The sequence below is a fragment of the Pseudoalteromonas sp. MBR-15 genome (genome assembly GCF_053628915.1).
The window spans coordinates 63,511-84,596 of the sequence record NZ_JBRJHH010000017.1 but is presented as its reverse complement, the minus strand read 5'-3'; the positions used below and the strand labels follow the sequence as shown (position 1 = coordinate 84,596).

General features: G+C 42.5%; 15 protein-coding genes. 8 read left to right on the top strand and 7 right to left on the bottom strand.

Translation table 11 applies throughout. The features are described from left to right. Window positions 1–79 precede the first annotated feature (79 nt). Together ACSSVW_RS18640 and ACSSVW_RS18635 are read right to left on the bottom strand one after the other, a co-directional pair. Entirely contained in the window at window positions 80–892 is an 813-nt protein-coding gene (locus ACSSVW_RS18640) for a hypothetical protein (protein WP_454179899.1), read from the bottom strand. Between the two features lie 95 nt (window positions 893–987). Next, window positions 988–1,785 (bottom strand): M48 family metallopeptidase, encoded by a 798-nt coding sequence (locus tag ACSSVW_RS18635; RefSeq protein WP_065978701.1) that lies wholly within the window; start codon window positions 1,783–1,785, stop codon window positions 988–990. Between the two features lie 195 nt (window positions 1,786–1,980). Here ACSSVW_RS18635 and ACSSVW_RS18630 point away from each other — a divergent pair, with 195 nt between their 5' ends. Beyond that, window positions 1,981–3,180, top strand: coding sequence for a multidrug effflux MFS transporter (locus tag ACSSVW_RS18630; RefSeq protein ID WP_036967656.1), 1,200 nt, complete (start codon window positions 1,981–1,983; stop codon window positions 3,178–3,180). A gap of 24 nt (window positions 3,181–3,204) precedes the next feature. Here ACSSVW_RS18630 and grpE read toward each other — a convergent pair whose 3' ends face one another. Together grpE and ACSSVW_RS18620 are read right to left on the bottom strand one after the other, a co-directional pair. After that, the gene (gene grpE, locus ACSSVW_RS18625) at window positions 3,205–3,813 is read right to left on the bottom strand and encodes a nucleotide exchange factor GrpE (RefSeq protein ID WP_036967654.1); all 609 of its coding nucleotides are present in this window, start codon (window positions 3,811–3,813) and stop codon (window positions 3,205–3,207) included. Window positions 3,814–3,871: 58 nt separating this feature from the next. Continuing rightward, the gene (locus ACSSVW_RS18620; protein WP_036967651.1) at window positions 3,872–4,816 is read right to left on the bottom strand and encodes an HrcA family transcriptional regulator; all 945 of its coding nucleotides are present in this window, start codon (window positions 4,814–4,816) and stop codon (window positions 3,872–3,874) included. A gap of 121 nt (window positions 4,817–4,937) precedes the next feature. Here ACSSVW_RS18620 and nadK point away from each other — a divergent pair, with 121 nt between their 5' ends. The 4 genes from nadK to ACSSVW_RS18600 all read left to right on the top strand — a co-directional run bounded on the left by nadK (window position 4,938) and on the right by ACSSVW_RS18600 (window position 8,700). After that, the gene (gene nadK / locus ACSSVW_RS18615) at window positions 4,938–5,822 is read left to right on the top strand and encodes an NAD(+) kinase (protein ID WP_036967648.1); all 885 of its coding nucleotides are present in this window, start codon (window positions 4,938–4,940) and stop codon (window positions 5,820–5,822) included. 95 nt (window positions 5,823–5,917) lie between these two features. Next, window positions 5,918–6,481 carry a hypothetical protein gene (locus ACSSVW_RS18610; RefSeq protein WP_036967646.1) on the top strand — a complete coding sequence of 188 codons (564 nt, stop codon included), beginning with the start codon at window positions 5,918–5,920 and terminating at the stop codon, window positions 6,479–6,481. Window positions 6,482–6,549: 68 nt separating this feature from the next. Further along, complete coding sequence (gene recN / locus ACSSVW_RS18605; protein ID WP_036967644.1) at window positions 6,550–8,223, top strand: DNA repair protein RecN; 1,674 nt, start codon at window positions 6,550–6,552, stop codon at window positions 8,221–8,223. 78 nt (window positions 8,224–8,301) lie between these two features. Then, complete coding sequence (locus tag ACSSVW_RS18600) at window positions 8,302–8,700, top strand: hypothetical protein (RefSeq protein WP_036967641.1); 399 nt, start codon at window positions 8,302–8,304, stop codon at window positions 8,698–8,700. A 170-nt stretch (window positions 8,701–8,870) separates the two neighbouring features. Here the strand turns inward: ACSSVW_RS18600 and ACSSVW_RS18595 are convergent, their stop codons facing one another. The 3 genes from ACSSVW_RS18595 to gltB all read right to left on the bottom strand — a co-directional run bounded on the left by ACSSVW_RS18595 (window position 8,871) and on the right by gltB (window position 17,087). Further along, window positions 8,871–10,988, bottom strand: a complete 2,118-nt coding sequence (locus ACSSVW_RS18595; RefSeq protein ID WP_454179898.1) for a S8 family serine peptidase — start codon at window positions 10,986–10,988, stop codon at window positions 8,871–8,873. Window positions 10,989–11,204: 216 nt separating this feature from the next. After that, window positions 11,205–12,620 carry an FAD-dependent oxidoreductase gene (locus tag ACSSVW_RS18590; RefSeq protein ID WP_065978706.1) on the bottom strand — a complete coding sequence of 472 codons (1,416 nt, stop codon included), beginning with the start codon at window positions 12,618–12,620 and terminating at the stop codon, window positions 11,205–11,207. Between the two features lie 9 nt (window positions 12,621–12,629). Then, window positions 12,630–17,087, bottom strand: a complete 4,458-nt coding sequence (gene gltB / locus ACSSVW_RS18585; protein ID WP_036967633.1) for a glutamate synthase large subunit — start codon at window positions 17,085–17,087, stop codon at window positions 12,630–12,632. A gap of 696 nt (window positions 17,088–17,783) precedes the next feature. Between gltB and ACSSVW_RS18580 the strand changes: the two genes are divergently transcribed. The 3 genes from ACSSVW_RS18580 to ACSSVW_RS18570 are packed head-to-tail and all read left to right on the top strand — an operon-like array spanning window position 17,784 to window position 21,082. Further along, entirely contained in the window at window positions 17,784–19,037 is a 1,254-nt protein-coding gene (locus ACSSVW_RS18580) for an efflux RND transporter periplasmic adaptor subunit (protein WP_454179902.1), read from the top strand. Window positions 19,038–19,058: 21 nt separating this feature from the next. Beyond that, window positions 19,059–19,766 carry an ABC transporter ATP-binding protein gene (locus ACSSVW_RS18575; RefSeq protein ID WP_036967628.1) on the top strand — a complete coding sequence of 236 codons (708 nt, stop codon included), beginning with the start codon at window positions 19,059–19,061 and terminating at the stop codon, window positions 19,764–19,766. 2 nt (window positions 19,767–19,768) lie between these two features. After that, a complete protein-coding gene (locus ACSSVW_RS18570) occupies window positions 19,769–21,082 on the top strand; it encodes an ABC transporter permease (protein ID WP_454179896.1) in 1,314 nt (437 codons plus the stop codon). Window positions 21,083–21,086: the final 4 nt, after the last annotated feature.

Genomic DNA, 21,086 nt, shown 5'->3' with positions numbered 1-21,086 from the left:
AGACCACATCATTATAATGCTGGTTTAGCGCCGAATGAATCTGAGGTTAGATATCAAGATTCTAAAACTGTGGCCAAAATTAGTTGACCACTACAAGTTGAGTTGCTGCTTCGTTAGTAAAGTTAGCCGTTGAAAACTCAAGTCCAGGATAGCGCTGTAAAAGCATTATGGCAGTAGGAATCCGTTTCTTAGCAACTAAAAAACCTAAAATGGAATTTAAAGGGGAAATAGATTCACTATTAAGTATTTCGTATGGGAAATTTGAAAAAACCCGTTCAATTTCATTGAAAGTTTCGACCGATGAAATATTAGTCGATGTAATCTTCCGATTAAGCTCCTCAAGTGGTAAGTCTGCCCAAAGTCTGTCTAATGAACCCTTATAATCCAAAACTTCCGTCGCCGATGAATTTGGTCCATTAACAAAATTATATTGACTAAGAAACCGTTCATTATTCGGCAATGATTTTATAACTGGTATCAATTCAGAAACGGATTCATGCAACATAGCCCTTTCATACCAATCTTGCGCTTGTGACCAACTGCTAACAAACCAAATTGCATCCGCAACCTGCTTTGCTGAATAACCATTTTTGAAAGCGTGCAGTGCTTTAAGTTCTATCTCATCTGAAAAATCATAGTGTAAATTGCTTTGCTTAAGATTTAAATCTCTGCACAGTTGTTCGTCTGGAACTTCATTTGGAAAAGGGCGTTTTTTGTAGGTTTTTTTTTCTGAAGTCGCTTCGGTATTTTTATCTAATGAGCTAATGTCATTTGTTGTATTGACGGTTTTTTTTGATTCGTTCGTGTGTGAAGTTTCAGTATTGGTTACATAAAATATTAACGTTGTTACAACGGTAGCTAAAACAATTACTGATAAAGCTTTTTTTTTCATCCCTAAATGCTCTGTACTTATTTTGAAAACATAAGACTAACCATATATTGATTAGGCTTATGTTTAAAGTATAAAGCTAAGAAAATAGTCCTAATTTACAGTTTACACTGTGGGTTTCTGCCCTGCGCTTTTGCCGCTTGTTGTGCTTTTAAAGCCGTTGGCATGTGTTTTTGTAGCTCTTTAATTCGATTACCCGGTGCTGGGTGAGTCGACATGAATTCGGGTGTGCCGCTGCTGCCAGCTGCACTCATGTTTTGCCATAATGACACTGACTGCTCTGGGTTAAAGCCGGCCTTTGCCATTAAGTCTAAACCTACAATATCAGCTTCAGATTCATGTGAGCGGCTAAAAGGTAACACCACACCAAATTGTGCGCCGAGTCCAAGTGCTTGCATAATTTCACCGCGATATTGCACATTACCCATATCAAGCGCAGCACCACCGACTTGTAAACCTGTTTGAATCAAAGAGTTTTGCGATACACGTTCATTCGAGTGCTCAGCAATAACGTGTGCAACTTCATGGCCTAACACGGTCGCTAGTTGATCCCTGTTAACCGCTACTTTTAATAATCCGGTATGTACGCCAATGTAGCCGCCTGGTAATGCAAACGCATTCGCAGAATCTTCTTCGAACACCACCACTTCCCATGCTTGTTGAGCATATTCACGCGGCAAAACAGAAATCACATCGTCTGCGATGCATTTTACATACGCATTAACTTTTGGGTCTGAGTTAATCGGCTGTGTTTTCTTCATTTCAGCAAAGCTTGCTTGGCCCATTTGACTCATTTGTTGATCTGAGTAGAGCGCGATCTGTGTACGTCCCGTTGGAGACGTTTTACACCCTGCTAAAACAGCGGTGGCTAACACGACCATCATTAACTTTTTCATGTGAATCCTTACAAATACTATTAGTGCAATTGTTGCTAATATAGCAAAGCATTCATTAATTTTATATGAAAATACATTTCCCACCGTGCAAATGTGATTTTTCAGTTAAATCTTTTAGTTAGCAGGCAAACTAAGTTCACCAACGAACCACTCGCTGCTACAATAGGGGTCTATTGATTGATAAATGAGTTTCCAATGCCTTCCCCCGACACATTAAATAAACGCATTTTATTGCCGTTACTGGCAAGTATTGTCGCCATTACTCCGCTGGCAATTGATTTGTATCTACCTGCGATGTTGGTCATTGCCAATGACTTACAAACAACCATGCCAAATGTACAAATTTCATTGAGTATCTATTTAGCTGGCTATGCACTGGGTATGCTATTTTTTGGCCCTATTGCCGATGAGCTTGGTAGACGATTACTGGCTAAAGTAGGCTTAGCGCTGTTTGGTTTAAGTTCGTTAGCACTGGCATTTTGCCATAACATAGAGCTTTTTTGGTCACTTAGGGCAGTACAGGCTTTCACTGGTGCCGCGGCAACCGTGGTTGTACCGGGTATTATTCGTCATATTTACCGTGAGAATACGGCAAAGGGGATGTCGTATGTATCGATGATCATGATGGTAGCGCCCCTTATCGCCCCCACGCTTGGCTCTTTAATTATGGGCATTTCGACATGGCAGGTTATATTTTTAGTGTTAGCTGCGTATAGCTTTGCGATTTTAGCACTTGTGCAACTTTACTTAATTGATATCCCTATTTTCAAAAGTCAGCAACGTGGTTTAGCGTTATTTTTTAACAGCTATAAAACCGTCTTTTCACGTCAAAGTGCGCGTGCCGACATCGCTAGCTCTATGTTTGCCTCGTTCGCATTTTTCTGCTTTTTAACGTCTGTGCCTTACGTTTATTTGGACTTTTTTAAAGTAGATGAACAACTCTTCGGTATTTTATTTGCCTTTAACGTACTTGCCTTAATGTTCGGTAACTTTATGAATACCCGACTTGTACCACGCTTAGGATCGCGCAAATTACTGTTTATAGGCTTAGGTATTGGCTTTGCATCGGGCTCAGCATTACTGCTGTTTAGTTTAATGCATTTGTCGCTGTATTTTATCGTCGCAAGCATAGCGCCTTTAATGATGAGTTTGGGGATTGTGGCAAGTAATGCCGACTCATTGATTTTAATGCAATTCGAGGAAAAGTCAGGGACTGCAACGGCGGTAATTGGTACGTTACGTTTTGGCAGTGGCGCACTCGTAGGACCTATCCTCGCATTTATTCACCCACAAAGTGCGGTGCCATTTTCAGCCATGATGTTCAGTGCGCTTATCCTTATACTACTTGTGCAGCTTTGGCATCGAAAATTAGACAAAAAAAATGCCTGTCTATGACAGGCATTTTTCTCTAAAAAGCGTTTATTCAGCTTCTTTCGATACCATTACCATAGCAGGACGCAGTAAACGACCGTTTAACGTGTACCCTTTTTGCATAACTGCAAGTACCGTATTAGGTGCTACATCATTGCTTGGTTGAATTGACATCGCTTGATGGAATTCTGGATTAAACTGCTCACCTTGTGGGTTAACAATTTCTACACCAAACTTAGACACGGCATCGTTGAAGCTTTTTACCGTCATCTCGATACCTTCAAGTACAGGCTTAAGCTGCTCATTTTCTTTGTCAGAAAACTCAATCGCACGCTCTAAATTATCAATCACGGGTAATAATTCGTTAGCAAACTTCTCAAGTGCAAACTTGTGAGCTTTTTCAACATCTTGTGCGGCACGGCGACGCATGTTTTCAACATCTGCTGCGGCACGTACTACACTGTCTTTTTGATCATTTATAGTTTGCTTTGCAGCTTCTAGTTCACTATAAAGTAGTGCAATTTCAGCTTCAGGGCTTAGTTCTTCGCCTTCAACTTGCTCTGCTGCTTCAACGGCTGCGTCAACATCCGCTTGCATTTGTTCAAATTCTTCGTTTAGTTCAACTTCTTGCTCTGGTGATTTTGTCTGCTCAGACATAGCTTAAATGCTCCAATTCTTTACAACTGCGGTAATTATGGGGATTGAATAAAAAGATTCAAGAGGTTGATGACCCGATTAACTCAAATTCTTGGATGATTGCTTCAATTTGTGCTGATTTTGGACAAATAACACAAAAACGACTCTGATATTCGAGGTTATTAAAGTAAGGAAGGCTGATCACCATTAACTCATCACAATCGGTAAATGGAAGTTGTTCTGTGTTTAATACCGACAAACCGTTTCTAAATGCGAGCTTATCTTCAACAAAATTTAGAAATGAGACGCCTATATTTAAGCTCGTTTGACAGTCTACTTGCTTATATAAATAATTTTCACCTACCACAATACTGTTATCAGACCCCAGTTTCTGGCTCAATTGGCGAGTCCATTGGGTCAACGAGTCATGGCAGTTGCGCGGTGCAGTATTCGCCATTGCCTGCATACGGTAAAGACCTTCCATCAGAGTTTGTTGACTGAACACCGTATTAAGCCACGTTGCAAACTGATAGCGAACCGAATCACTGGCGTCCTCAGGTTTACTAATACAAATATTGTGACTTTGCCCTGCTCTATCAATCAGTAAAATAAGCCAATCACTGCCATCAAAGTCAAGCACTTCAACCCTAAAAACCAATTGCGAACTCACTTGCGGTAAACCAACACAACAACATACTTTATAACGTTGGCTCAAGCCGTGGGCCAGCTCAACAAGTTGTGCTTGTTGAGGTTGCCAATACGTCGCAATTTCGGGCAAAGAGAAAAATTCGGTTAACCAATAGTCAAACCCAGCATTTGTTGGCACGCGGCCTGCCGAGGTATGTGGCGAATAAAGCAACCCTTCTTTTTCAAGCCTTGCCATTGCATTTCGCACTGTGGCAGAGCACACAGCCATGCCCTTTTGCTTTGCTATTCGCGTTGAAGCCACTGGTTGGCCCTCGCCATTACAATATAGGCTCATTACGGCTGAAAAAATTTGTTGATCGCGGGGGTTTAATTTCATAATTCTTACATCTTGACTCTTGCCCTAAGATATTTGGGCACTGCAAGTTTATTTCAAGTTATTTTCAAAGCATTAATTTTTAATGTAATCTATCCCTATGAAATAGTTAAGTGCACGTACCATGGACTCACCGTTTAAAACCATAGGTTTAATTGGTAAACCTAACCACAGCGCCGCGGCTACAACGCTACAGCGATTACACACCTTTTTACGAGCGTTAGGTTTTGAGGTGCTCGTTGAGCAACGAACGGGTCGGCAATTAGAAGATGTGCCTGCAAACAACCTCGTTAAACTCGTTGAGTTAGGCGAGCGTGCTGATTTAGCCATCGTTGTCGGTGGCGATGGCAACATGTTAGGTGCTGCACGTGTTTTAGCGCGTTTTGACGTTGCAGTGATTGGCGTAAACCGTGGTAACCTCGGATTTTTAACCGACTTAAACCCAGAAGGTTTTGAAGCAAGTTTAGAGCAGGTTCTAAGCGGTCAATTCATTGAAGAAAAACGCTTCCTGCTAGAAGTAGAAGTATACCGACATGCTGAACTTAAAAGCGCAAATTCAGCGGTTAATGAAGCGGTACTCCATGCCGATAAAGTCGCTCACATGATTGAGTTCGAAGCCTTCATAAATAATGATTTTGTATTTTCACAACGCTCTGATGGTTTAATCGTATCTACACCGACGGGGTCAACGGCCTATTCTCTCTCTGGGGGCGGGCCTATTTTGACACCAGAACTGAATGCTATTTCGTTAGTACCCATGTTTCCTCATACTCTTTCGAGTCGCCCTTTAGTCGTTGATGCAGATAACGAGGTACGCCTTAAACTCAGCTTAGAAAATACCGACAGCTTACAAGTGAGCTGTGACAGCCACGTTGTTTTGGCCGTTTTACCTGGCGATGAAGTGGTTATCAAAAAAGCTGACAAACGGTTACGCTTAATTCATCCAAAAGAATATTCTTATTACAATGTACTGCGAAAAAAACTGAACTGGGGTAGCCGCTTATTTTAAACAGCAATTTTCTTCTTAAATAATTGCCAAGTGAAATCTATTAGCGCAAAATAATTCACTTTACCGTAGTACACATTTAAGGAACCTAAGCAAAAATGAGCTATATAGTTTTTCTTGCTCTTTTGTTGTTGATCACTCTACTAGGCTGCTATTGGATCATCGAAAGCAACCGTCGCAAAGCGATAGAAGCCGAAAAAAAACGCTTTCATCAACGTGTCAAAGAGATCAATAACGACTTCAAAATTAAATTAATCGAATTTAGTGAAGCAAAGCTCATTCGCCCTAAAAATGTTGCACGTTTGAACCAAATCACCAGTAATTACTTTGTCGTTCAAGCTCACAACGAAGAAAATCTAACGCATTTAGAGTTTATTAGTGAGTTGTTTATCAGCACCATAATCATGGAAGCAAACAAAGCACAAAGCCCGCATGAACATGACCAACTTGCCGATAGATTACAATACTTTATGGCACAACTTCCTTATAATGGCATTGAATACAATAAAGCGTTTTATCAAGAAGTATTACCCTCATTAATTGAAGTTATTAAATACGCGCCACCTATTAATCAACATGATGACCCTGCGCAAAGCCAGAGTCCATCAATGCCTGATGAATTAAATCACGAAAAACAGATATCAGAATTAACAAAAGCATAAAAATTTAATTTGCAAAACCCGAAAACACTGTATAAATTAACAGTTAATTAGCTGGATGGATAAACAGTATGTTAATCGGGTTAGAAATTAAAAACTTTGCCATTGTAAGTAACTTGAGTACTGAGTGGCACAATGGCATGACAGCCATTACAGGTGAAACAGGTGCAGGGAAATCAATTGCTATTGATGCCCTATCGTTGTGTTTAGGCGAACGCGCCGATGCGGGTGCTGTTCGTCCAGGAACTGAGCGTGCAGAAATCTGCGCGCAATTCGATATTACCCAATTACCCCTTGCTCAACAGTTTTTAGAACATCACTTACTGTCTAATGCAGAAGGTGAATGCTTACTGCGCCGTGTTATTTGTAAAAATGGCCGGAGTAAAAGCTATATTAATGGCAGCCCTGTCACTGCTGCGCAGCTTAAAGAGCTTGGGCAATACCTCATTTCTATTCATGGTCAACACGCGCATCAGCATTTATTAAAAGCCGAGCATCAGCTGCATTTACTGGATGCATATGCTGGCCATACAAACCTGCTTTCCAATGTTAAAGAACGCTTTAAAGCATATCAGGCGCTAGTAAAAGAGTTTAACCACTTAGAACAACAACAAGCGCAACAAGCGGCTCAGAAACAGCTACTTGAATACCAAGTTGCTGAATTAGACGAGTTTGCCTTACAACCCGGTGAGTTTGAAGAAATAGAAGCTGAGCACCATAAGTTAAGCCACAGCCAAACTATTTTAGAGTCGTGCCAACGTGAACTTCAGCACTTATACGAAAGTGATGAGCAAAGTGCATGCTCAATGCTGCAACACAGTGCACAGCAATTTGCTGAACTTGCTGGCTACGATGATAGCCTATCTAGCATTGCAGCGCTTTTAAGTGAAGCCGCTGTTCAGGTTGAAGAAGCAAGCCGTGAAATTCGCAGCTACGTAGATATAACAGATTTAGATCCTGCTCGCCTCGACGAAGTAGAAACTCGTTTAACTGGGGCAATGGATTTAGCACGCAAGCACCATATAAAACCGGAAGAGCTGGTAGAATTTCACCAATCAATTGCGAAAGAGCTTGCTTCAATTAGCTACAATAGTGACCGCTTAGCATCACTAGAAACCGAGATAAATACAGCCCTTGATGAATATAAAGACGCTGCACAGGTTTTAAGTGATAGCCGCCAGCGTTATGCCGAAACACTCAACACATTGATCAGCGATAGCATGGCTAACTTATCAATGGAAAATGGCCAGTTTGCGATTGATATTCAACAAACGAGTGATAAAGCCCCCAGTGCAATGGGATTTGATACCGTGGCGTTTTTGGTATCGACCAACCCTGGGCAACCAATGCAAGCTTTATCGAAAGTTGCATCGGGTGGCGAGCTTTCGCGTATCAGTTTAGCGATACAAGTCATTATCGCCCAGCGCGTGACAACGCCAACACTCATATTCGACGAAGTCGATGTGGGTATTTCTGGCCCAACGGCCTCAGCGGTTGGCAAGTTATTGCGCCAGCTTGGCAAATCAACCCAAGTTATTTGTGTTACGCACTTGCCACAGGTTGCTAGCTCTGGGCATCAGCAATTTTTTGTTGCGAAAGAAATTGCAAATGGTGAAACCTACACACAAATGAATAAGCTCAGTAAAGATGGACGAATAGATGAAATTGCCCGTCTACTCGCTGGCGATAATATTAGCAAAATGGCCAGAGCAAATGCGAAAGAGCTGATTAGTGCGCATGCATAACCACTCTCGCACTTAATGACATTAACGTTTTAGTAAGTAATTAAGGCTATTGTGCATAGCCTTCGACCGGATTATACAATGAATAAACAACGTAAGTTTGGGTTAGCAAGCGGGTTATTATTGAGCTTAAGCTCACCTTTACTGCACGCCTCTGTGTCATATACACCTGTCGTGTCACAAAATTATATGTTCGCTCTACTACAATGCACTTTATTTGCGTTTCCTATCGTGGCGCTACTTTTGGTGCTATGGAGCCGATGGAAGCACCTAAGGTTTAAACAACGTTTACAAACATATTTATATGCTTCTGCAGCAATGATGCTCATACTGTTTGTAATAGTGAGCCAGCAATCAGAGACAATTTCTGTTTGGTCTGTTGTTGTAATGATTTGTCATTTTATCGTGGTAAGCCTTGCTTACTTTTTATTAAAACAACACAGCAATAAAGTAAAAAACACGTTATCAGGCTGCTGGTAGTCTGTTTTAACTTGTCGGGCTTTTTCTCTCATTTAAAAAAACCTACTGATTTTTAGCCATCGTTACACATAGCTTTAAACAGGGTCAGTTAATAAGAATAAGCAATTATAATATTAGTAACGTAGTTAAAGAAATTAGCGGGTAAGCGTAATGTTTACCCGCTGCTTATATTAGTCTTGAGTGACTATCTGCCAGTCGATACGATAATTAGTCACGACGCTGGTATACCCTTTTACTTTGAAAATATAGTCTCCAGCTTCTGTAACCGATAACTGTGCTGTTTCGGGGTTATCAAGTGTCGCAGAGCTTGCGAGGTCTTCTCCCTGACTGTTTGCTATTGAAAAATCAAGGTCTGCAAATGGTTGCCAACTTAAGACCGCAGTCACGCCCACAACATTATCTGGTACTGAAACTAAATGCTCAATAATGCTATAGGCTGGGTCAACACCAAGCCCAGCAAGATCTAAACTTACTGATGGTCCCATTGTACCCTCAATACTTGGCATTAACTGTGTAGTAAATGACACACCGGGCTGGGTGACAATACCGTCAAATTCGAATCGATCTAATGCGACTTGTCCTGATATAGTGCGCACTTCAAGTGTATGTGCTGAGTCGTCTAATTGGTTAATTGCCACGGTAATGGCTTCGCCTTTTTCACCACTGACGCTCAACGATTCATACTCGACCCCATCAACTAATATACTGACCTCTCCTCGGTTAGTTGCCGCAAAGTGTATTTTCGCACGCTCACCTTTAAAGCCAACATAAGCAATATTTCCAGGCCCTTTTGCTTTTGCCAGTGTGCCGTTATAAGCACTGCTATCCGTTGTTTCTGACCACTTGCCGGCAAAGTAGACTTTATCAGCAGTGTTGTCTGCTTGCTGCCAAGCACCTTGACTCGAAAATTCAGTGTCTCCAGCTAAAAACTGGCGCATATTACCTTCAGTTTGTAATGCAAGCTCAACTGCTTTTTTCACATTAATGTGACCCGCCCCTACTTCGTGCGGTAGGTACTGTCGCCCAGTTTCATCAAACATGTCATCGGCACTGGCTTTTAGAATTTCGTCAATTTGATCAGGCGATAAATGCGGGTTTGCTTCAAGCAGCACAGTCGCAGCACCTGCAACAAAAGGGGTTGCCATCGACGTGCCACTCATCGTCGCATAGTAAACATAATAATCAGGGTTATCTAAATCGATGACCGGTCCTAAAGCGGGCAAAGGGGTATTGAGTGCTCGCGTCGAATATATGCTTGAGCCAGGTGCTGTAATGTCGGGTGTTTTAATCGCATCACCTGGCACACCACGGCTAGAAAAATCAGCCAGCATTCTATTCGGCGTGCCTGCTGCGACGTCAATAACCCAAGGAGCGACGGCATACACATTGAGGGTATCATCACCGTCGCCATCGTTACCCGCAGCAAAAGTGACAATCATGCCGCGTTTGTATGCCTCAAATGATGCTTTGTTCACAGGGTTATTAGGGTCGAAGTTACTTCCTGCTCCCCCTCCCCAACTATTTGTAATAACATCAATATCGTATTTGTGCTGGTTGGCTAATGCATAATCAAAGCCTTTTAAAGAATGTAAAATTGAAATGGCTTCACCAGCAGAAATACCGACAATCTTTGCATCTGGGGCAATGCCATCATGCAAATTAGCACGTGTAGGATCATTCGCAGAAGCAGCGCCACTGCCCGCAACAGTGCCAGCAACATGGGTGCCATGTCCTGATGATGTATCGGTGTTTGGTAACCCTTCGATATCGGCGGTCAAACCGTATAAATCAAGATCGTTTATTAGTTTTACATTTTGAATGGTTTTATCACCGTAAGCTAAATCGGGATGTGTCGCATCGACTCCTGAATCGAGTACAGCCACAACGCCACCTTTGCCTGTAAATAAATAGTTATCATGTACAAAATGACCGCCAGTGATCTCACCCGAGTTATAGTTGTAATAGTGCAGTGGCGCATCATAATAAATACTTTCAATGGCAGGGTTATTTTGTAACTGTGTGACGAGTGAAGGAGTCAGCGTAGCGCCAACCATGGGTAATTCTTTTAAGGCTAAGTACGGTACACCGAGTGACTGCATTACATTATAAACCTGCTGTTTATCTTTAAAGCTTATAATGACTTTGATACTTGGTTCAGTAAGGCTTTGAGTTAGGCTTGTTGTTGATAATTTTTCTGCTAATTCTGGACCTAGTAAGGCTTGTGCTTGGGTGGCAAAGCTGCCAACCATGCCAAGACCGATGAGTATACTAGAAAGTTTAGTTCGCATTGGTTTATCTCCTGGATTAGTTTGTTACTTTTTTGTAACTACAGAACATATACTCGCAGCGAGTGACACTCACCGATATAGGGGAAAACCCTCATAAGGCTTTAGGAATAGCCCCTGCGTACGCAATCAATATTTTACAGGCACAAAAAAAGCAAGCCCGCAGGCTTGCTTTAGTATCTATACAAAATTATGAATGGGGAGTATTGCAGATAGCTATTACACCTCTAGGTAATCCATAATTCCTTCTGCCGCATTGCGACCTTCAAAAATAGCCGTTACCACCAAATCTGAGCCGCGAACAATATCGCCACCAGCGAAGATTTTAGGGTTCGTTGTCTGATGGGTAAATTCACCTTGTTCAGGTGCATTAATACCACCCCAATGGTTAATTTCAACGCCATATGGTTCAAGCCAATCCATTTTGTGCGGTTTAAAACCAAATGCCATTAACACTTTAGTGGCTTCTATCACATGCTCTGAACCAGCCACTTCTTCAGCACGACGGCGACCATTTTCATCTGGTTCACCCAGTTGCGTTTTGACCATTCTTACGCCTGCAACTTTACCTTGCTCGTCAACTACAATGCCTTTAGGTTGCACGTTAAAAGTAAACTCAACCCCTTCTTCGCGGGCATTTTTAACTTCACGTTTAGAGCCTGGCATGTTTTCTTCATCACGGCGATAAGCACATGTTACTTTGCTTGCACCTTGACGAATTGACGTTCTTACGCAGTCCATTGCGGTGTCACCCCCGCCCAATACAACCACTTTTTCGTTGGCCATATCAATATAAGCTTGCTTGTCTTCAGCGTAGCCCATAACACGATTTGTGTTACCAATTAAGAACGGTAAAGCGTCATGTACGCCATCGGCATCTTCATTTTCAAATCCTGCGCGCATACTTTGATAGGTCCCTACGCCTAAAAAGACTGCGTCATATTCAGCAAGAATTTCATCTAGGGTAATATCAACACCGACTTCCGTGTTTAGTTTAAACTCAACCCCCATTTCAGTGAAAATTTCACGACGCTTCTGCATCACTTCTTTTTCAAGCTTAAATGAAGGAATACCGAAAGTAAGTAACCCCCCTATCTCAGGGTGACGGTCAAATACCACCGGTTTAACACCATTACGCACTAGAATATCAGCACAACCTAACCCGGCTGGACCTGCACCAATAATCGCCACTTTTTTATCAGACCAAACCACATAAGACATATCTGGTTTCCAGCCCATTTTAAAAGCAGTGTCTGTAATATATTTTTCAATATTACCAATTGTTACAGCACCAAACTCTTCGTCAAGTGTACATGAGCCTTCGCATAAGCGGTCTTGTGGACACACTCGACCGCACACCTCAGGTAAACTATTTGTACGATGTGACAGCTCAGCCGCTTCTAATATACGGCCTGTACGAATTAGCTTTAACCATTGCGGTATATAGTTATGTACTGGGCATTTCCACTCACAATACGGGTTACCACAATCTAAGCAACGGTCCGCTTGTGAATTTACTTGCGTCTCAGAAAACGGCTCGTAAATTTCCACGAATGATTGCTTACGTGCCGAAATCGGTTTTTTACGCGGGTCAACACGTTGTACATCGATAAACTGGTATACATTTTCGCTCATACTACCCCCTTACTGAGCCTGAACACGAAGCTCTGCACTACTGCGTGCTCGGTGTCCGAGTAAACTTTTTACATCACTTGATTTTGGCTTCACCAATTTAAACATCGGAATGTATAAATCAAAGTTCGCTAAAATCTGCTCAGCGCGGTTAGACCCCGTTAGCTCTAAATGCTCTGCAATAAGACCACGAAGATGCTCTTGATGAGACGCTAAATCTTCCAGCGTAACAATTTCAACAAGCTCAGGGTTAATGCGTTTTTCAAAGTCATTGCTTTCATCAAGAATATAAGCAAAACCGCCCGTCATCCCCGCACCAAAGTTAATACCGACTTTGCCAAGGACACACACAACACCGCCTGTCATGTATTCACAGCCGTTATCGCCCACACCTTCTACAACCGCTTGCACACCTGAGTTACGAACAGCAAAACGCTCACCCGCACACCCTGCTGCAAACAATTTGCCGCCAGTAGCACCGTACAAGCACGTATTACCTGCAATGGTTGCTTTGTGGCTTTCAAATGATGATCCCATCGGTGGGCGAATGACAAGTTTGCCTCCTGCCATGCCTTTACCAACATAATCGTTAGCGTCACCCACTAACGTCATTTCTAGGCCTCCAGCATTCCATACACCAAACGACTGACCTGCAGTGCCGTGTAACTCAATAGATACAGGATCGGCAGCCATACCTTGGTTACCGTGCTTAGATGCAATGTATCCTGATAGCATCGCCCCCACAGAGCGGTCTGTATTACACACGCGGCTCACTAATGAAATACCCGATTTTTCATCAATTGCTTGCTTGGCTTTATCAAGCAAGGTTTCATTAAGCTGACCTAAATAGTGCGAGCTGTTTGGCGCACTGCAATACAAGGTTTCACCGGTTGGGTTGTTCGGCACAGCCACAACTGACGATAAATCAATTTTCTTTTGCTTCGGCGTTTTGCCTTCAATCGCCTCAAGTAAATCTAAGCGACCAATTAAATCTGTTAAATGGGTTACCCCTAAGCTTGCCATGATTAGACGCGCTTCTTGTGCAATAAACTTAAAGTAGTTCATCGCCATTTCTGGTAAGCCATGGTAGTGCTTCTGACGAAGTGTATCGTCCTGCGTTGCTACACCGGTCGCACAGTTATTTAAATGACATATACGCAAGTATTTACAACCCAGTGCCACCATAGGACCCGTACCAAAGCCAAAGCTTTCAGCACCTAAAATAGCGGCTTTAATAATATCGAGACCGGTTTTCAAACCACCATCCGTTTGTAATCGAATACGGTGGCGTAAGCCATTTTCAACCAAAGCTTGTTGTGTCTCAGCTAGGCCTAACTCCCAAGGACTGCCTGCATATTTAACAGAAGTAAGCGGGCTTGCACCTGTACCACCGTCATAACCCGCAATCGTAATGAGGTCTGCATAGGCTTTTGCTACACCCGTTGCAATCGTACCGACACCGGGTTCAGACACTAATTTCACCGAAATTAGTGCTTCAGGATTCACTTGTTTCAAATCAAAAATTAGCTGGGCTAAATCTTCAATAGAGTAAATGTCATGATGCGGTGGCGGTGAAATCAACGTTACACCCGGTACTGAGTAACGCAGTTTAGCGATATAAGGCGTTACTTTTTCACCCGGTAACTGACCTCCTTCACCGGGCTTTGCACCTTGTGCTACTTTAATTTGAATCACATCAGCACTGCGTAAATAATGCGGTGTTACACCAAATCGGCCTGAGGCAACCTGTTTAATACGTGAATTTTTCTCGGTGCCATAGCGAAGTTTATCTTCACCCCCTTCACCTGAGTTAGAACACCCACCTAAGCGGTTCATGGCAATAGCCAATGCTTCATGTGCTTCAGGTGATAGTGCACCAATACTCATTGCCGCCGAGTCAAAACGCTTATAAAGCTCTGTTGCTGGTTCAACATCATCGATACTGATTCCGGCATCAGGAATTTTAAGCGCCAACATGTCACGTAAATTTGTGATTGGGCGGTTATTAACTAAATCAGCGTAGGCAACGTAATCACTGTACTCACCCGAGCGCACTGCTTTTTGCAGGGTTTGGATCACATCAGGGTTGTAAGCATGATATTCACCACCGTGAACATACTTTAATAAACCACCATGGCTTAATAACTTGCGCTTACTAAATGCAAGCTTATGAAGCTTACGTTGATCATCATCAAAGTCAGTAAAACACGCACCTTTAATACGGCTTGCTACACCATTGAAACAGGTTTCAATAACCGCTTCTGACAAACCAACCGCTTCAAACAGCATCGAGCAACGATATGAGGCAACCGTACTGATCCCCATTTTCGACATGATTTTGTAAAGGCCTTTGTTGATCGCATTACGATACGCCAACGTGACTTCACAATAGCTCTTGTTGATAATCTTTTTATCGCTCATTGCAACCAGCGACTCATAGGCTAAATAAGGGTAAATCGCCGTCGCACCAAAGCCTAATAACACAGCAAATTGATGAGCATCTCGCACGCTACCTGATTCAATAATGATGTTTGATTCACAACGTAAGTTATTATCAACTAATCGTTTTTGAATTGAGCCTACCGCCATTGCAGCAGGAATGGGTAGGTGCGTTTCACTAAAGTTACGGTCACTCAAGACTAACATCACACACCCTGATGCGGCTTTTTCTTGCGCTTCGTCACAAATACGTGTGATCGCTTTTTCAAGGCCTTCTTCGGCTGTGTAAGTAATATCGATTTTGCAGTAGCTGTAATGCGCTTGGTCAGCACTTAACAGCTGTTTCATGTCTGCGTACATCAATATCGGTGTTTCAAATTGCAGACGTTTCGCATGACCCGTGGTTTCATTGAACACGTTTTGCTCACTACCAATACACGTGGCAAGTGACATAACATGATTCTCACGCAGAGGATCAATCGGTGGATTGGTTACTTGTGCAAACTTTTGACGGAAGTAATCAAATAATGAACGGTGCCCTTCAGACAGCACGGCAAATGGGGTGTCATCACCCATTGAGCCCGTTGCTTCTTGACCGTTTTCGCCCATGACACGAACAACACTGTCGAGTTCTTCGTTAGTAAAGCCAAACATTTTTTGATATTTCAGCAGTGTTTCGTCATCAAACGAGCGATTACCTGCATCTTTTTCAGCCAGTTTTTCGAACGGAGTCAAACGCTTAACGTTAGCTTCTAGCCACGCTTTATACGGGTGACGTGATTTAAGATCTTGGTCAATTTCGTCAGAATGCCAAATTTTACCTTGGTGAGTATCAATTACTAATAATTCACCCGGACCAACTCGTCCTTTTTCAACGACTTCGTCTGGCGCGTAATCCCAAATACCCACCTCAGAAGCAAGCGTAATAAATCCATCTTGCGTAATGACATAACGCGCTGGACGAAGGCCATTTCGGTCAAGGTTACAGGCCGCAAAACGACCATCAGACATAACAATACCAGCAGGGCCATCCCATGGTTCCATATGCATAGAGTTAAAGTCGTAGAAAGCACGTAAATCGTCATCCATGGCTCGGTTTTTCTGCCATGCAGGCGGAACAAGCATACGCATCGCACGGAATAAATCCATACCACCCGCTAAGAACAATTCAAGCATGTTATCTAAGCTTGATGAATCAGAGCCACTTTCGTTGACAAATGGGGCTGCTGATTGCAAATCAGGGATCAGTGGAGATGCAAATTTATAAGCACGGGCACGTGCCCACTGGCGGTTACCTTGGATGGTATTAATTTCGCCGTTGTGCGCTAAATAGCGGAACGGCTGCGCCAATGGCCAACGAGGTTGCGTATTGGTAGAAAAACGCTGATGAAATACACAAATCGCACTCGTCATGCGCATGTCAGCTAAATCGAGGTAAAAGTTCGGTAAATCCACAGGCATCATCAAGCCTTTGTAAACCGTTACCAAGCCAGACAAGCTCGCAATATAGAAATGCTCATCATTTTCTAGGCGCTTTTCTGCACGGCGACGCGCAACATACAAACGACGCTCTAAATCTTTTGGACGCCAGCCCTCAGGTGCGCTGACAAAAATTTGTTCAAAGCCAGGTAGTTGTTTTTTTGCAATTGGCCCTAAACAAGATGCGTCTGTCGGAACGACTCGCCATCCTTGAATATTTAAGGTTTCTTTTTCGAGCTCTTCACTCAAAACATCTTTAGCAGTCTGTGCAAGCACGGGATCGGCATTTAAAAACACCATGCCGACTGCGTAGTTCTTCCCTAAATGCCAATCGTGTTCACTGGCAATTGCACGAAAGAAACTATCGGGTTTTTGCATTAATAAACCACAGCCATCACCTGTTTTACCATCAGCAGAAATACCACCACGGTGTTCCATGCGATCTAGGCCTGTGATTGCGGTTCGAATCAAGCGATGACTCGCCTGACCATTGACCTGGGCGATTAAGCCAAAGCCACAATTATCTTTTTCTAATTTTGAGTCGTATAACATAGACCCCTCCCCTTGCTACAACGACTAGCGGTTCAGTCTTTTGTGACAGTGCTAGCAGACGAACAAAACTATCGCCAAATAAACCATGAGTCAATAGAGTTTTGAATACATATTCATATTTATGAATATTTCTCACTTGAGGACGCACTTCAAAGTCTATGCTATTTTTTTACATTTAGACGCTATTTAACCATTATTTTTTTATGACACTGGTGTCAATTTTAACAGTTTGTAAAAAACAATCCTGAAAACGGATAGTTTACGTTAACGTAAACTGACAACTCATTTTGCATAAATATTCAAATCATGCATAGTAATGCAGTTATTTTGCGCTCTCTCAGCTGTTAGCTGCTTAAATATTTACCAATACATTAAGCTTAGTTACAAATAGCACTTTTTAGCAGCCGACCTTAGTCTTACTTACCTTTAGGTGTTTACCTCTGCGTCAACCAATGCACTTTAAAAAGTGTCCGCTGCGGACACTTTTTCTGTCCGCGGACAGAATAAAAACCTCAAATAAAAATAAAAACATTAAAAATCAGCAAGTTAAATATTGGCACACTATTGGTATAGATAGGACATTATCGAATTAGAGGATCGAAACATGTTCACTATGAGTTTGTTTATGACATCACCACTTACCATGATTGCCATTGGCTTCATGATTATATTTTTTGAGAATCGTAAGGAAGTATGATGATTAAAGATACCAGTGCCCAAGATATAACCGTGGCTAAAAAAAGAAACATTAAAAAACCACTGTTGTTCACTGTGAGTATTCTTATTGTGAGTGCCCTTGGCTTTCAAGCACTCTTTGCGAGCAACGATGGGAGTGTGTCTGTTGATAAAGCCAGCTTACAAATAAGTGAAGTGACTCAGCAAACCTTAATTAGAGATGTGGCAGCAAGCGGGAAAATTGTCGCGGCTAATGCACCTAAAGTTTACAGCCCCGAGCGCGGCTTTGTCGATCTTAACGTAAAGGCTGGCGACAAAGTTGAAGCAAACGAAATTATTGCTGTGGTTAAAAGCCCAGAGCTTACCAATGAATTAAAACAACAACAATCTGTGTTGGCGCGTTTAGATGGCGAATTACAACGAAAGCAACTTGAAGCACGTAGACAAAAATTAAGCTTAACAAAAGCACTTGATTTGGCACAGGTAGAGCTAAATGCCGCTGATAGAGAAAACCGCCGCGCGCAATTATCTATCGAGAAGCACCTTATAAGTCAGATCGATTTAGAAAAAGCCGTTGACGATTTAGCTCGCGCGAAACTCTCTTTCAAGCATGCAGAACAAGAAGTCAGCCTTGCTAAAGACACACTGGCATTCGAGCTAAAAGCTGCAGAGCGAGACCTTGCTCGTCAACAACTCATTGTGGATGACTTATTACGCCAAGTTAATGAGTTAACAATTAAAGCCAGCGTCAGTGGCATTGTAGGTAATTTACTCGTGCAACCTAAAGAAGCGGTTACACAAAGCCAACCATTAATGACACTGGTTGACTTAAGTAATTTTGAAGCACAGTTGCAAGTACCTGAAAGCTATGCCAATGAGCTAGGCCTTGGCATGCAAGTAGAATTAACTCTCGGTGCCCGCCAAGTCATGGGGACATTATCAGCAATCTCGCCGGAGGTGAATAACCGTGAAGTCACAACACGTGTTCGCTTCGATAAAGAAATTACCGGCATTCGCCAAAACCAACGTTTAACCGCACGCATTCTTTTGGAGAACCGCGACAATGTTTTACAAGTTAAGCGTGGTGCGTTTTTACAACAAGGCGGTACCCGCGCCTATAAAGTAGACGGCGACATGGCCTATTTAATCGATATAAAAACAGGTGCTAGCAGTATCAATGCCGTTGAACTGTTAGAAGGGGTAAAACCAGGCGATAAGCTAATCATCTCTAACTACGACCGTTATAAACAAGCACCGACTCTCGTATTACGCTAACAGCAACAAGGAATAATTATTATGCTTACAATGAACAACATCAGCAAAGTGTATCAAACAGACATGGTACAAACTCATGCATTACGTGATTTCAATCTCCATGTAGAAGAAGGTGAATTTATTGCTGTTACTGGCCCGAGTGGTTCAGGCAAAACGACCTTTTTAAATATTGCCGGTATGCTAGAACCGTTTTCAGAAGGCCAGTATCTTTTAGATGGTATTGATGTCGGTGGTCTTAACGATAATCAGCGTGCTGATTTACGGAACCAAAAAATAGGCTTTATCTTCCAGGGGTTTAATCTGATACCTGATTTAAATCTATATGAAAATATTGAAGTACCTCTGCGATATCGAGGAATTAAAGCTGCTGAGCGTAAACGTCGTATTGAGCAATGTTTAGAGCAAGTAGGTTTAGCGTCACGTGCTAAGCATTTACCGCAACAACTTTCAGGTGGGCAACAGCAACGCGTGGCCATTGCCAGAGCACTTGCAGGTGAACCCCGTTTTTTACTTGCCGATGAGCCAACGGGTAATCTAGACAGCTTAATGGCGCGCCAAGTAATGGAATTACTCGAACAAATTAATCGTGATGGCGCCACCATTGTCATGGTTACTCACGACCCTGAACTTGCCCGAAGAGCCCCGCGAAATATCCAAGTGGTGGACGGTCAACTTGCCGATTTCACGCTTTACCAAGGCACGCAAAACCTCAAAGCGGCAGGAGTATAGTCATGTTCCTTCATTATCTAGATTTAAGTTGGCGAAGCTTTAAGCGCACGCCCTTAGTGAGTTTTTTAATGGTATTAGCGATTGCCATTGGCATTGGTGTAACAATGACGAGCTTGTCGGTGTATCACATGATGTCTGCCGATCCGATCCCGCAAAAGAGTAGCCAACTATACAGTGTGCAATTGCAAATAATGGACGAGGGTTCAACTTGGTGGACAAAAGATAATTTACCAATGCAATTAACCTATCAAGACGCGGTTAATTTAAATAAGGCAGAAGCCGGTGGTAAGCGCGTCACGATGGTGCGCACTGGATTTTCTGTTTATTTAGACTCCGATACCGTAAAACCATTTATTGGTCAGGCGCGTTTAACAACCCCCGACTTCTTCGACATGTTTGACTTATCATTTTTATACGGTGGCGTGTGGAGTCAGCAACAAGAAGCAACTGCTGCACCTGTAGTCGTTATCAGTAAAAAGCTCAACGACAAACTATTTGCAGGAGAAAACTCTGTTGGCAAAATTATCTACCTTGATGATGCAAGCTATGAAGTGGTTGGGGTTATGGATGACTGGAATATTACGACCAAATATTACGATTTAAATAACGGCGCATTTAATAAAACCGAACAACTCTACCTGCCTTTTAGCTTATTAAAAGCACGTGAGCTTGAAAACTGGGGCAATACAAACGGCTGGAAGCACGAAAAAACCAATACGTTTAACGACAAGCTTAATTCTGAATTAGTTTGGCTGCAATTTTGGGTCGAACTAAAAACACCCGCAGAAAAGCAAGCGTATGAAGATTTCTTAATGGCTTATATGCAAGAACAGCAAAAGCGTGGTCGCTTTAACCGCGAAAAGCTTGAAGCGAAATTGCGTGATGTAAACGAGTGGATGGAATACAACAATGTGGTAAGTGAAGATAACGAAATTCTCGTTGGCCTAAGCTTTATGTTTTTAGCGGTATGTTTGGCAAATATTCTAGGCTTATTACTGGCTAAATTTCTTCGCCGTGCGCCAGAGGTTGGCGTACGCAGAGCTTTAGGCGCAAGCAAACGCCAAATTTTCTTTCAACACATTGTCGAAGTGGCCATGCTCGGGTTTTTAGGCGGTATTTTCGGGGTTATTTTAGCCCAAGTGGGACTTTTAGGTGTGCGCCAAAGCTACAGCTACTATCAAAGCTTAGCCACCATGGATTTAACCATGTTACTTAGCGCCCCTGTAATAGCAATTAGTACCTGTGTAATCGCAGGTCTTTACCCTGCGTGGCTGGTGTGTAAAACCAACCCTGCTATTTACCTTAAGAGCCAATAAGGAA